Origin of the sequence: Levilactobacillus koreensis JCM 16448 (assembly GCF_001435525.1) — a bacterium.
Lineage (GTDB): Bacteria > Bacillota > Bacilli > Lactobacillales > Lactobacillaceae > Levilactobacillus > Levilactobacillus koreensis.
On the sequence record NZ_AZDP01000022.1, the window covers coordinates 1 to 14,022 of the forward strand.

Here is a 14,022-nt window from a genome sequence, read left to right on the forward strand (position 1 = left end):
AAAGTTAGCGATGATTGGGGATAAACATAAATGTTACAAGACTAGCACTACGCGTTAAGTATAACAGGAGGCAATGGTTAACAGTAACAATCGTCTAAATCGTAGAAAAATTGACGATAATGCCGGGTTACTCGGCTTAAGGAGAAAAGATGACGTTGCTACTAAGCTGATAGGAGAGACTTGGCTAGAACATGTCAAAATCAGCCGGTACAGGAGCCGTTACGACCGTTTCTGGCTCATCTAAGGTAAATGGCTGAGGAAAGGCCAAACGCCAACAGTGTAGTCGCAGACGACTCTGACTGGGGACACCATAAAGCGGATCGCCAATCAGGGGATGGCCTGCGGCGGCAAGGTGGACGCGGAGCTGATGGGTGCGGCCGGTCTCTAGCCAGAGTTGAACGAGTGTCGCGCCGGGCTGGTATCTAACAACGGTATAATGCGTCACGGCTGGTTGGGCGTGGTCCCCGTTGACCTGGCGTTTACGTTTGTCCTGAGGGTCCCTCCCAATGGGTGCGTCAAAGATACCGCTACCGGTCAACGTGCCAGTCACCCAGGCGAGGTAGGTGCGCTGCACGCGTTTCTCAGCGATGTTTCGTACCATGATAGGCACAACGGCGGGTGTCTTGGTCATCATCAAGGCACCAGTCGTCTCCTGATCGAGACGGCTAAGAATGTAAGGTCCGGGTTGGTTGGCGCCGAGATAAGCCGCGACATGGTTCAACGTGGTACCACGTTCGCCGGGTTGATTGGGATGGGTCTTACTGCCACGTGTTTTATTGATGATAAGTAGATCAGCCGTTTCATAGAGAACGGAGACGGTCGCAGCACTATCCGGATCGACGTCGGGGAAGGGTTCTTTGAAGTCTGCCGGGATAAACGTGAGCTGAATGGTCTCGCCACCGCGCACAAGCTGATTCATGGACCGATACTGGTTATTGACCAGCACCCGGCGGTTTAAGCGTAGGTCGTGAACGAGATGACTAGGCAGAAGCCACGCCGTCAGAAGTTGGCGGAGGGGCATCGGTGGCTGGTTTTGTGGCAGGATTCGGGTATAAGTCCAATGCATGAGCTGACCTCCAAGTTAATATGTAATATAAAATGACCCCCTGCTAAGCAGAAGGCCATCTTTTAAGTTAAAGTTATTTGCTTGCTTCTTCAGGCTTAACAATCAGCACGTCGCAGATAGCGGAACGGCTGACGTAATTGGTGACGGAGCCGACCATTAACCGTTCAACGGCGGTCAAACCGGTCGAACCAATGACAATTAATTCTGACTTGTGGTCTGCAGGGAATTCCCGAGCGATAACGGGCTTGGGATTCCCAAAACGAACGTGGATGCTGACATCAGGAACACCGGCATCGATGGCTTGTTGCTTTAAAGCGTCGAGTCGGTCTTGGACGTCTTGAGAAAGCTTGTAGATGACGTCACCACTGACGGCACCGCCATAAGTATCGCTGAATTGGTTTACTTCAAGCACGTTTAAAATATCCAAATGCGTGTTGTTACGCTTTGCGACTTCAATTGCTTTTTCTAAGACTGGCTGGGTTGCCTTGGAACCGTCAACGGGAACCAGAATGTTCTTATATTGTTGTAACATATGGAATGCCACCCCTTCACGAGTCATGTTAAAACTTTACCTTTACTATATCATTTATTTTACGGTGTGTAAGCACTTAATTGTCGTGAATTGAACTGAAAATAGATGTAAAAGCCGTAGTTTCGGGAATTCTTGAAAAATAAAAAATCCCACGAATTAAATAAATGGTGAACAAAGTGGACTAAAACCACCTTTGTGCTTAACTCTATTATCACAGGAATTGTATTGGGTCGCAATCAAATTGCTTATTTAACGCGCTGGACGATTAAAAATTAAATTTTTTAGCGGTGATCAGCAGCATTAAGACGAGGTAAAGACCCGGGCGAAACGGTTCTAGTTATAAGTCAGGTAATAGGTAGATGACTGGTTACCAAGTGGGGGCTAGTAATCGGTGAAGACTCCTGTATAGTTGGTCCTTACAGAGCTGTGAATTTTGGCTTGACCGCAGGGAAAGGGGAACATGGGGACAACAAAAAACCACCGAACCTGATAGATTCGATGGGTTCATTGATTAGATGAACGTGAGCTTACTGCAACTTAGATGAAGTCAAAGACATATTGCTCCAGAACTCAGTGTTAGCAGGACTGATATCGTAGCCCTTAACCCGGTGGTTAACTGGGGACCAACCGTAAGCAAAGTAGTCAGGGGCAACGGCAGCTTGTTCGTTCATGTAGTTCTGCCATTCCTTGAAGACCTTGGTCCGGTACTTATCGTTCCAAGCCTTGTTGCTGTTCATTTCTTGCATCAACTTGGTGTTCTTTGCACTGACAAAGTGACCCATGTTGTAAGGGGCATCTTCACCGTACAATTGCGTAGGTGTTGGTTCAGATGAAACGCTCCAAGCACCGGAGTAAACATCAATTTTGTTTTGCTTTGGTGCTTGCAGGGTGGTGTAGAAGCTGTTCATTTCCATGGTCTTACCACCCGTGAATTGAACGTCCAAGCCGACCTTGTGCCATTGTTGCAGGTAGTCTTGGTATTCAGCAGCAGAGGTTGAGTTTCCAGTCATAGCGCCGTAGTGAATAACTAACTTCTTGCCATTTGGATCGGAACGCCACTTGCTACCGTCACGCTTCTTGTAGCCAGCTTCGTCGAGTAACTTGTTGGCCTTCTTGATGTTCAACTTGTAGCCGGCAGCAGATGAATCCCAGTACTTCTGGAAGATTGGTGGGATCAAGGTGTTGGCACGCCAAGTAATCCCGTTCCCGAACTTCTTGTAAACTTGATCGAGGTTCAAAGCGTACATCATGGCTTGACGTAAGTTCTTGTTGGCCATCTTGCTGTTCTTATCCATGACGTTCTTCCCCGTCTTGGTATCAAAGTGGCCCACGTTGAAGCCAAAGTAGCCGTAACTTAAGGCTGGTTGACCAGTCTTAGCGTAGCCCTTGACGTCCTTTAATTGCTTGTAGGACGTACTTCCTAAACCAGAGGCCGTGATGTCATACTTCTTAGACTGGATGGCCTTAACGATGTTGTTAGAAGAAACAACGTTGATGCTGATGTGCTTGATTTGTGCTTTTTTACCGTAGTAGTACTTGTTTGGTGACCAAGTCGTGGATTCACCTTCAACGACTTTATCCAGCTTGTAAGGACCGATGAAGATAGGATCCTTCCGAACCTGAGCAGAGGAAGCTAACTTTGCGATTGGGACGTTCTTGATGTATTCATAAGGTTCAACGGTGCCCCAGATGAAGGAGTTCCCAGAGAACTTCATACTTGGAGAAACCTGGCTTAAATGAATGACAACTTTGTTTCCTTTTTCACCATCAGGATAAGTGATCCCAGAAATGGTCTTGGCCTTACCAGCGTGGTAGGCAGCCATCCCTTTGATGGCGTTGAAATCAGAAGAATACTGTTGTGAAGTCGTGTTCTTGTTGGCAACGACTTCGTAGGCGTATTCAATGTCCTTAGCGGTAACGTCCATGCCGTTAGACCACTTAGCGTTGGACCGTAAAGTGATGGTAACGGTCTTGGCCTTCTTGTCAATGCGTTGGTTAGCAAGTCCACCATCGATGATCTTGTAGTTCTTGTCGACGTTGAACAGGGAATCGCCACCACCGGGTGCAAAGACGTCTGAATCTTCGGCGTTGGAGGCTAAGACAGGGTCAGAAATCCCTTGGAATGGTGAGTCATTTGCTTCTGCAACCTTTAATGTACTTTTTTCGTCGGCAGTCTTGTCGGTAGCTGAAGTGTTGTTATATGACGTGGATAACTTCAGTGAAGACCCATTACCAGTACCACTCGACTTAGACGAGCTCTTGCTTGAACATGCAGCGAGACTAACAGTTGCGAGAACTGCCATCGCTGATAATACTAGTTTCTTTTTGTTCATGCTATGTTTCCCCCTTGCGTAAAATCCTCTAATAGATGTGCTGGCCAATTCTCCTCAGGATTAGTCGGCGAAACGGTGAAGCCATGGATACGGCTGGTGGCTGAGTGGGCACCATCTCCTTAAATGGGATAATTTCTCCAGTTTAGTCAGCAGCACCTTGTCGTTGCGAAGCATCCGCAGCACGGCGAAGAACTTGACCGACATAACTAATTGATAAACAAAGAATAATGATTTCAAGGGCTGCGGGTAACCAAGTCCACCAGTACAACGTGATGTTGGCGGGGTCATTGGCGTTCGCAATCATGGTCCCTAGTGATGGCGTTTGTGTTGGTAGCCCAAATCCCAGGTAGGAAAGCCCGGTTTCAACCCCGATGTTTTCGGCGAAGGATAAGGTCGTGTCAATGATAATCAGTGAAGAAATGTTTGGCATGATGCCCTGGAAAATAATTTTCCAATTGCTAGTACCAGATGCTTTTGAAGCGGCAACGTAGTCTTTCTGCGTTTCAGCTAAGGTCCGTGACCGAATCAGCCGTGACGTTCCTTCCCAATAGAAGAGGGAGAAAATCAGTGTCAGTGAAACGGCATTGTAGTGCGGAATGATTGTGACTAAGACGATGATCATCATAAGCATTGGGAGCATCATCGTGAAGTCATAGACCCGTTGCATGCCCCAGTCGATGTAACCACCAAAGTAGCCGGAAATTAACCCCCAGCAGATCCCAACCGTGGATGAGATAACGGTCAGGCCGATGGCAATACCAATGGAGTTACGTGAACCGACAATCAGTTGTTTAGCAACTGAGCGACCACCGGAATCGGCTCCCAACCAGAAATCAGCGGTGAAGGGTTTGTCGAAGTAGTCCATGATGTTGGTCTCCATCATCTTAGGTGTATTGATGAACAGGGCACCAATCATGACGAAGGCGATAAAGCCAACGATGATAACCAGGGCAGCCATGGCCGGTTTATCGGCTTTGAATTCATTCCAAATGATCTTAGCGGTCGACGGTGTTGCTTCCGCTTGGGCCTCTTGATTGAGACGGGCTAAATCAGCCGCGGAAATATCTGAGTGTTTTTCAAAATTTTCTGCCATTCTGTTTAGCCTCCTTTATTCAATCCGAACTCGTGGATCGACGATGCTTAAAATGATGTCTGAAAGTAAAGTCCCCACTAAGTTCAAAATACCGTAAATCAGGACCAGCGCGGTAATCACGGTGTAATCCCGGTAACTGATTGAGTTCACGAATAGCAGTCCCATCCCAGGGTAAGAGAAGACGGTTTCGGTAAAGATGGAACCGTTTAATAACCCAGTGATGGAGTACCCAGCGAACGCTGCGATGGGTAATAAGGAATTCCGGAAGATATGGTGACGATAAATATCCTTGCTAGGAACCCCTTTAGAGCGAGCAGTTCGTACGTAATCGGAATGCTTAGCATCGATTACTTCGGAACGGAGGTATTGGACAATGTTGACGGTTCCGAACAGGGCGCCTAAGAGACTTGGTAGTAAGATGTGGTAGAAGCGTGACCCCACGGTTTGCGCCCAAGTCTGCGCATCGGACGAAACCGATCCAGTAGTTGGGAACCAACCTAAAACGTAACCGAAGATCCAGATACCCAAGACTAAGATGACGAATACGGGGATACAGAAGGTCACGTAGGTGTAGAAACGGATGATCGTGTCGGGAAGCTTACCTTCGTGTCGTCCAGCGTAAACCCCTAATGGTAAGGCGAAGGCGTAGGTTAAAACCATGGTGAAGAATGCTAACCACATTGTGTTGCCGGCACGGCCTTCAATCAACCGAGTAACGGGTTCTTGGTATTGATAACTGTTACCAAGGTTTCCGTGGAACAAATGGACGACCCAGTTCCAATATTGTTGGTACCAAGGGTCATTCAACCCGTTGATTTCCATTAAATGTTTGATTTGAGCTGGATCAGCTTTCGGGTTGATTGACCCAGTGAATGGGTCCCCAGGCATGGCCTTAGCTAAGAGGAAGACCAGGACACTAAGGATGATGACTTCAGGCACCATAATCATGAGACGTCGTAAAATCGTTTTCCACATTAGGCCTGCACCTCTCCTTCTTGGCTGGCAAGTTGTTTGGCAATATTTTCGGGTAAGGCTACCGAATGGGTAGGACTAACCTGAACTAAGGGATAAGCCATGCCATCTTCGTCGTAGTATTTACTCTGTTGGTCTTCGTAAATTTTTTCAACGGCGAGACGAGAAGCACGGTGGGCGGCCCGTTGATTAACGTTGGTTTCTGGGATGGCAGCTAATAACCGCTTGGTATAGATATGTAACGGGTGGTTGTAGATGTCTTCTCGGGTGCCAATTTCAACTAAGCGACCCCGGTTCATGATGGCAATGTTGTTACACATATGCCGCACGACCCCTAAGTCATGGGAGATAAACAGGTAAGAAATCCCAAATTCCCGTTGGATCTTCTTCATAAAGTTCAATACTTGAGCTTGAACAGAAAGGTCCAATGCGGAAACGGGTTCGTCAGCAATAATGAGTTTGGGATTCGTCGCAACTGCCCGGGCGACCCCAATCCGTTGACGTTGGCCACCGGAGAACTGATGTGGGTACTTGTAAAGTGCATCGGCGTCCAACCCAACAATGTTTAATAATTGAAGAACACGTAATTTTTCGTCATCTTTACTCAGGTGTTCGAAGTTCCGGAGGGGCTCAGCGATGATGTCTTCGATTCGCTTCCGAGGATTAAGACTAGAAAGGGAATCTTGGAAGATCATTTGAACGTCACGGTTGTAGTCCAACTTGCGCCGGTTCTCGGCCTTAGTGATGTCCTTTCCGTTATATAGGATAGAACCGCTGGTAACTTTTTCGAGACCAACGACGGATTTACCAGTCGTCGACTTGCCAGAACCAGATTCACCAACGAGACCATAAGTTTCGCCGGCTTCAATGTTGAAGGTAATGCCGTCGACGGCTTTGACGGAGTCGGTCACGCGGTTCCAGAAGCCAGAGCGAATCGGGTAGTGAACTTTTAGATCTTTGATTTCGACTAGGCTCATACGGTCACGCTCCCCTTCTTCTGATCTGGAAATTGAAATGTTTTGTAGCAGGTACAACGAACTTCGTGGCCCGGTGCAATTTCATGCATCACGGGATCCGCTTCGTGAGCACTCGCTGGTACCCAAGGAATCCGTGGTGCAAAACGGTCGCCAGCACTTGGCATCTTCTGTAAGGAAGGAACATTTCCTTTAATGACGTAGAGGTCATCACCTTCGTTGTCACGTTGTGGCATTGAACGTAGTAAGGAACGGGTGTAAGGATGTTCTGGTGTGTTGAAAATCTGTTCGGCAGTACCTTGTTCAACGATTTGACCAGCGTACATAACAGCAACGCGGTCAGCCGTTTCAGCAACGACCCCTAGATCATGGGTGATTAGGATGATACCGGCGTGGTTTTCCTTTTGAATGTCTCGTAAGACATCCAGAATTTGTGCTTGGATGGTAACATCCAGCGCCGTGGTCGGTTCATCGGCAATGATGAGGTCGGGCTTGCAGGCAATGGCAATGGCGATGACGACCCGTTGCCGCATCCCACCGGAAAGTTCATGGGGAAATTGGTGAGCAGTTCGTTGTGGGTTCACGATACCAACTTCGTCGAGTAATTCCAAAACGCGGGCGTGCTTTTCAGCTTTCGTCAACGTCGTATGGTAATCCATGACTTCGCTAATCTGATCTTCAATGCGCTTCAATGGATTCAATGCGGACAGAGGATCTTGGAAGATCATACCGATCTTGGCACCCCGGAATTTGTTGTACCCATCGTCGTCGAGTTTGAGGAGGTCGGTGCCTTCAAAATCAATTTCACCGGAAATTTTAGTTTCTTCCGGGTCATGTAGACCCATAATAGTAGTTGCTAACGTACTTTTACCACAACCTGATTCACCAACGATGGCGAGAATCTCGTCGTGTTGGACTTGGAGGTCAATGTGGGAGATGGCGTCGTAGAACTGGCCGTCAATTTTGAAAGCCGTGCTGACGTCTTTAATGTTTAGAAAGTTTGATTCGGTTTCCACGGAAATCCCTCCCAATGTTCTAATATATCTCTCATTTTGATTTGAAGCCCGATGAATAAACATCTCTGAGTATTCACGAACGACTCAAACAATAATTGTGTTTGATTATAGTTAATCAAATTCTCATTTACAACCCCAAATTTAACATAATCGATCATGGAAACTTCATAAAATCCTCATAAACTTTGTTATATCAATCATCGCAGACATTTCAAAAAATGATAAAAAATTTAACTTGGAAGTCCATAGTTGGATAACTGGGTTGTCTAACTAATGATTTAGGGGCAAAAGCTATACAAGTCTTGAAAAATTATGCAACTCCTTTCAATATGAGAAAGTCCTTAGGTTTTCATCCGGCCGCTACTATCTGACTAACGGAGTGTGGTATGATACCTATAATGACTACAGAATTCTTGAAAGCGATGGTTGGACGATGAGATTAGACTTTTCCGTTGCGGTTCATAGCTTGCTGTACTTGGACGAAAACCGTCCACGTAAGATTGCAAGTCGGGAACTCGCAACGTCCCTTCAACTGAATGCGGTAATGATCCGCAACATTCTCTCGGTGCTCCATAAGCAGGGGTATATCGAGGGGTCTGTTGGTAAAAATGGTGGCTATCAGCTCATCAAAGATCTCGCTGATATTAATGTTGGCGAACTCTATGACCTGACGATTCCACCAACCATTAGCTACGCACGCTTCATTACGGGTGACTCTAAGGGGACCAAGGCGACCGATGATACGGACATCTCTGCTAATATTTCGCAGACGTTGACGGATTTGTTTACCCTCGCTGATGAGGATTACCGCAAGTTTTACCACCAATTTACGATGACAGACCTAAAACATGACCTGCATCAGCACGGTTATTTCCGGCAACTTATTAACCCGGAAGGCTGAGCTAATTGCTACTTTTTTGTTAGTGAATGGCCTATAATTAAGGCAGATAAAGGGATGGCGGTTACGGCCACCATTAAGCTTAAATGACCGCCTAGGGTGAACCCAGACGGGGAAGGAAGTGAGACAAACCCTCGCTTCCTTTTTTTGCGCCAATTTTGGGCGAATGGTCGAGCAAATGATGATAAGCTTTTTACCTTGTGTAATCGTTTTCAACCTATCTTATTATGAAATAAATAGGGGAATGAAAGTTAGCCAAACGCTAAATTGTAATCGCTAACAAAGCGTGCTATGATTTAAAGTAACCGAGGAACCTACAGTTCTGTAGGGCCTCGGGTTGGTTAATTTGAAAGGGGTTTTTGGGTTATGTATTGGTACGCTATGAAGTCACACGACATTCGGCACAACTTAGCAACTGAACAGTACTTGATGAACAACAAAAAGTTTGACGAACCATTAGTTCTGTTCTATTACGAAGGACCTTGCATTATCGTTGGTCGGAACCAAAACACATTGGAAGAGATCAACCAAAAGTACGTTGAAGAAAATAACATCACGGTCACCCGTCGGTTATCGGGTGGTGGTGCTGTCTACCAAGATCTCGGAAACCTTTGCTTTAGCTTCGTGGTTGATAGCGATAGTGAAGAATTCGGAGATTTCAAGTCCTTTGTTCAACCAATCGTGGACGCTTTACATGCCATGGGTGCAACGACGACCGAGGTTTCTGGCCGGAACGACATTTTAGTCGATGGTAAGAAGTTCTCTGGTAACGCAATGTACTCTCACAGTGGGAAGACCTTCTCCCACGGGACTTTGATGTTGGACGTGGACCAAGACGTGATTGCACACGCCTTGAACGTTCCCGAAGACAAGATGAAGTCCAAAGGCATCAAGTCCGTTCGCTCACGGGTGACTAATTTGAAGCCATTCTTGGCACCTGAATATCAAAACTTGACCGTGCCAGAATTCCGCGACACCTTGTTGAAGGAGTTGTTCCATGTGGACAATTTAGATGCCATCAAGGATAAGGAAGTTACTATCGCGGATAGCGAAAAAGCGGCTATCGATAAAATTTACAATGATTACTATAGCAACTGGGACTGGGTTTACGGCAATTCACCAGAATTCACGGTGAAGAAGCGGCAACACTTCACGGCTGGGACCATTGACGCCCGGTTGCTGGTTGAAAATGGGAAGATCAAGAACATCAAGTTCTATGGTGACTTCTTTGGCCCAGCCGACGCAACTGAACTGGCTGATAAATTAGCTGGTGTCCGTTATGACCGGGAGCATGTTGGGGCAGTTCTGAACAGCGTCAACACACAGTTGTACTTCAACGGTATCGATACCAAAGACGTTTTGGACCTGTTAGTTGATTAGTTTCCCGTTAGTTTTCGGTGATTAGCTGATTTTCGGTCTGGAATAAGTTAAAATAGAAGAGGAACTTGACTAAAACGTGGTCAGTGTGACCGCGTTTTTATTTTAGGAAATTATTGAGGAGTTTATTTTAAAATGAGAGATCGTAACGTGATTGCCTGGGCCATCGTGTCCATGTTCGGCTTTATTGCCATTAATTTTTTGATGTCCCGTCCCTTTATTCACAGTGCGAACGTCCAGATGACGATGGCTGAATTTTGGCACACCACGCTGATTGCGGTCATCTTGTACATGATTCCGATCATTATGGCGGCACTGAACTGGAAGCCATCATTTTATTTCATGGGATTGGTCATTGCCCTGTATACGTTGTCGCCAATCAGTGTGCTGTTCAACATGTGGATCGACAGTGGGGCCAGCGTCATGATTAAAATGTTGATGTCGGCCTTCAGTCTCGCCCTGATGTGGGGCAACGCGTACTGGTTGGTCCTGGCATTACGGTTGCGAAAGAAGCAACAAGATCATGCTGACCGGAAACGGTTTGGTCACTAGAAAATGAGGTGTAACGAATGAAACGAGAAATTCAAACGTTTATTGACGCAGTCGCAGCCGATGAAATTCAACATTTCACGGCGGACACCACGGAAAAAGAATTTTTTGCCGACCAAGATGGGCTCATGGCGCCATTGACCGCGTTTATCCGCGAACAGATTGGTGCTGACAAATTGGCCCAAGCCGAATTAAAGCTGACTGATACCGAGGCTTCCGTGCGGTTGGAGCTGAGCGTCATCAATCTGCCTTTGCAGGATACGAAGACAATCGGTAAAATTATGGACACTGATGAAGAGGCTGAGTTGAACGTCTATGCGGTTATTGAAACGCCAGATATCAACGCTTCCGGCTTGCGCATCGATGCGTTAGCGCCCGCTACGACTTATGTGGCTCAAGCGGCAGTGGCTGATGCGAGTCTCCACGATTGGCTCAGTCTGCAGATTGAAAAGCTTCAGGCCGTAGCCACGAATAAAGAAGAAACCGATATTAAAAAGAAATAACCTTGTTTCAACGACCAGCGTGTGGTAGTATTGTTCCTATGCGATGAGTCGAGAAATCACGCAATTCTTGCTTGCAAGGATTGTCCGCGCAAGCGGCTAGGTGAATTTGTCAGCAGGGCACATATGTCACCGTATTGTGACGTGTCTGACTTTGAGGGAATGTGGATTCCGAGATAAGTCCATTCGGTTAAACGAATGCTGTGGTAAAAGACGTCCAATCAGCCTAGGCTGGTCGGGCGTCTTTTTTTGCGTAAAATGAAAATCATTCTATCTCGCTTATTCCAATAACTGTGATATTCTAGGATTATTAGGAGCAGGAAATGGGTTTCCTGACTGAAGTTGAGGAGTTTAGTTGGTTATGCAAAATGAAATTTTTAATATTCCGGCGACCTATTACCTGGGTTGGCTGATTCCATTATTTTTTGGCGTGGTATTTAGCATTAATTACGGCATTGAGAAGCGCCGTTTAGGGAATGGAATTTGGTTTTCGCTATTTTTCTACTCGTTTTTAACGTTGCTAGCCATGACCATTTTGGGGACTAACAATAGGTGGCTGATTGTCATCAGTATTGTGTTGTTTGTAATTTTATTGATGTTGATCGGTATTGTGTTTGTCCTGCAAGCCTTCCTATTGCTGTGGAATGCGTGGATCGTCTGGAAGCGAGAGAGCCATACACTGGCGAACATGTTGACGCTGTTTTTAGGTATTGCGATTTTAATTGCGCCGTTTTTGACACGGCTGTCGACGCTGTATCTGCCGGTGCCGGTAGCGACCGTCTTGAATCTATTTCCAGCAATGGTGATTTTCTACGTGCTGTTCTGGTTCTACAACTACCTGACGATGCTGGTCATTTATCAATTTAATCATCCGCGATACAAGCAGGATTATCTAATCGTGTTGGGAGCGGGATTGCTAAATGGTAATGAGGTCTCACCGCTATTGGGCCAGCGAATCGACCGGGCGCTGCGGTTTTACCGTAAACAGGTGAAAAAGACCGGCCGCGCCCCCGTTATTATCTTCTCCGGTGGTCAGGGTGGCGACGAAACGGTTCCGGAAGGTGTTGCAATGCGGCAATATGCGTTGGACCGTGGCTTGCCGGCGGCCGATGCAATTGCTGAGGACCGTTCGAAAACAACGTATGAAAACATGATTTTTTCTAAACAGATTATCGAAGACCGCGGTGCCGTTAAGCCGCGCGTCACCTTCGTTACCAATGGTTACCACACTTTTCGGGCGGGGATGATTGCTCGAAAAGCGGGGTTGAAGGCGAACGGTATCGGTGCGCACACGGCCAAATTTTTCCTCCCCAACGCCATTTTGCGAGAATACATCGCTATTTTCGTGGGCAACAAGCGCTGGCACGCGGTGGCAATTGGGTTGATGCTGGTGTTGACGTTGGTGCTGACTTGGGCGGAGTATCAATAAATGGAGGATAGCCTATTGAAAAAGATTACGGAAATTGCTGGTTGTCAGGTGACGGCGGAGAAAGCGTTTGCTGCAAAAATGATGCAGGTAGCAGATGAGGCTCGTCAGGGAAAGAAGTATTCTTGGGATGAGGTCAAACGCGAGCTGAAAAATAACGGCTGAAATTAATTTAGCAACCTAACTCAAAAAATACTGACCAGCCCTCATGGCTAGTCGGTATTTTTGTCTCTATTCATCGTGATGGGCCTGGTAACTCGCAAACGCTGCGTAGCCTAGTGCCGCGACCAGCAAGATGCTCAGGCCGTAAAACAGAATGTTTCCCAGAATCATGGTCGATTCCTCCCCATCTCTTGATATGCCTCTAATAGCATATCAAAAGGGGAATTTGAGGTAAACCGTTCCGACTAAATTGTAATCTTACTTGACCAAGTAAGCGTGGTCCTTTACTAAATCAAACGGGGTGAAGTGGCGGTTCAACTGCCGCGTTGCCGCATTTTCGACCAACTCGGCATGTGACCAGAAAGTGGCCGAATCCGTGGCACCGTCCTTTTCGCCAATGACTACGAAGTCGACATCCGCTGGGGACTCACGAATCGCTTGTAGCAGTTCCCAATCCACGGGGAGGCCATCCGGGGACCATGACATGACGACCACGCCAATTTTATCTTGGTATTTTTGGAAGGCTTCCACGGCGCCGAGTGGTTCAATCGCTGTCAACGCGTGGCGGCCAGTCTCGTTTTCCGCCGTCCAGGTCTGGCTATCCGTGGCGTATACGGTCTTGTGCGCATCCCGGAGACCCTTTGAAATGTAGCCGTTGCCCGCCATCACTTCTAGCACGGCACGGTCGCCCACAAATTTTGCCAAATCAGCCACGAACGGCGCGGATGTGTAGGCCCACATGCCATAATGGTTTTCCAGGTAGTCCCGAAAAGAACGCAGGTCATGGTCCAACTGCGGTAGGGCATCGGTCAGCTCATTCCACAACCGGTCCCCAGTAGCATCGCCGGTCGGGTACTGACTCGCTAGCTTCTGGAAAATCTGGTCCTGAATGTCGTCCGGTAACTGCAGAAGGGGAAGTTGTTGTGGCAAATCACCTGCCGCCAACATTTTGTCGGCTAACAGGACATTACTGATTAAAATTTTAGCCGCTGGGAAGGCATTAAATTGTTTATAATAGGCCGCCATTCGGTCCATGTAAGCCGTCTTGCGCTGGCTCATGGGCAGGTGGCGAATTTTTTTCTTGAGTTTTTTAAGCTTTTTTGGATTCACGGGAAAGGTCCTTT

General features: G+C 47.1%; 14 protein-coding genes. 6 read left to right on the forward strand and 8 right to left on the reverse strand.

Going from position 1 to position 14,022, the window contains the following annotated elements:
- Nucleotides 1-184: 184 nt before the first annotated feature.
- From FC99_RS01250 to FC99_RS01280, 7 genes are all read right to left on the reverse strand, one after another.
- Nucleotides 185-1,066, reverse strand: a complete 882-nt coding sequence (locus FC99_RS01250; protein WP_048734044.1) for an RluA family pseudouridine synthase — start codon at nucleotides 1,064-1,066, stop codon at nucleotides 185-187.
- Between the two features lie 73 nt (nucleotides 1,067-1,139).
- Nucleotides 1,140-1,598, reverse strand: a complete 459-nt coding sequence (locus FC99_RS01255; protein WP_048734047.1) for a universal stress protein — start codon at nucleotides 1,596-1,598, stop codon at nucleotides 1,140-1,142.
- 527 nt (nucleotides 1,599-2,125) lie between these two features.
- The gene (locus tag FC99_RS01260) at nucleotides 2,126-3,931 is read right to left on the reverse strand and encodes an oligopeptide ABC transporter substrate-binding protein (RefSeq protein ID WP_048734049.1); all 1,806 of its coding nucleotides are present in this window, start codon (nucleotides 3,929-3,931) and stop codon (nucleotides 2,126-2,128) included.
- Nucleotides 3,932-4,073: 142 nt separating this feature from the next.
- Entirely contained in the window at nucleotides 4,074-5,024 is a 951-nt protein-coding gene (locus FC99_RS01265; protein ID WP_048734052.1) for an ABC transporter permease, read from the reverse strand.
- A gap of 15 nt (nucleotides 5,025-5,039) precedes the next feature.
- Nucleotides 5,040-5,999, reverse strand: a complete 960-nt coding sequence (locus FC99_RS01270; protein WP_048734055.1) for an ABC transporter permease — start codon at nucleotides 5,997-5,999, stop codon at nucleotides 5,040-5,042.
- Nucleotides 5,999-6,973 carry an ABC transporter ATP-binding protein gene (locus FC99_RS01275; RefSeq protein WP_048734056.1) on the reverse strand — a complete coding sequence of 325 codons (975 nt, stop codon included), beginning with the start codon at nucleotides 6,971-6,973 and terminating at the stop codon, nucleotides 5,999-6,001. Before FC99_RS01275 ends, FC99_RS01270 begins: the two co-directional genes overlap by 1 nt.
- Nucleotides 6,970-7,986: an ABC transporter ATP-binding protein gene (locus tag FC99_RS01280; protein WP_191979302.1), complete on the reverse strand. Its 1,017-nt coding sequence runs from the start codon at nucleotides 7,984-7,986 to the stop codon at nucleotides 6,970-6,972. Before FC99_RS01280 ends, FC99_RS01275 begins: the two co-directional genes overlap by 4 nt.
- Before the next feature lie 433 nt (nucleotides 7,987-8,419).
- Between FC99_RS01280 and FC99_RS01285 the strand changes: the two genes are divergently transcribed.
- The 6 genes from FC99_RS01285 (at nucleotide 8,420) to FC99_RS13730 (ending at nucleotide 12,901) form a co-directional block, all read left to right on the forward strand.
- On the forward strand, nucleotides 8,420-8,887 hold the full coding sequence (locus tag FC99_RS01285; protein ID WP_048734058.1) for an Rrf2 family transcriptional regulator: 468 nt from the start codon (nucleotides 8,420-8,422) through the stop codon (nucleotides 8,885-8,887).
- A gap of 363 nt (nucleotides 8,888-9,250) precedes the next feature.
- Nucleotides 9,251-10,264, forward strand: coding sequence for a lipoate--protein ligase (locus FC99_RS01290; RefSeq protein WP_048734061.1), 1,014 nt, complete (start codon nucleotides 9,251-9,253; stop codon nucleotides 10,262-10,264).
- 132 nt (nucleotides 10,265-10,396) lie between these two features.
- Nucleotides 10,397-10,813, forward strand: a complete 417-nt coding sequence (locus FC99_RS01295; protein ID WP_048734063.1) for a hypothetical protein — start codon at nucleotides 10,397-10,399, stop codon at nucleotides 10,811-10,813.
- 17 nt (nucleotides 10,814-10,830) lie between these two features.
- Nucleotides 10,831-11,313 (forward strand): hypothetical protein, encoded by a 483-nt coding sequence (locus FC99_RS01300; RefSeq protein ID WP_048734065.1) that lies wholly within the window; start codon nucleotides 10,831-10,833, stop codon nucleotides 11,311-11,313.
- 358 nt (nucleotides 11,314-11,671) lie between these two features.
- A complete protein-coding gene (locus tag FC99_RS01305) occupies nucleotides 11,672-12,739 on the forward strand; it encodes a YdcF family protein (protein WP_048734067.1) in 1,068 nt (355 codons plus the stop codon).
- Between the two features lie 15 nt (nucleotides 12,740-12,754).
- On the forward strand, nucleotides 12,755-12,901 hold the full coding sequence (locus FC99_RS13730) for a hypothetical protein (RefSeq protein ID WP_156166922.1): 147 nt from the start codon (nucleotides 12,755-12,757) through the stop codon (nucleotides 12,899-12,901).
- A gap of 255 nt (nucleotides 12,902-13,156) precedes the next feature.
- Here FC99_RS13730 and FC99_RS01310 read toward each other — a convergent pair whose 3' ends face one another.
- Entirely contained in the window at nucleotides 13,157-14,008 is an 852-nt protein-coding gene (locus FC99_RS01310; protein ID WP_048734068.1) for a hypothetical protein, read from the reverse strand.
- Nucleotides 14,009-14,022 lie beyond the last annotated feature (14 nt).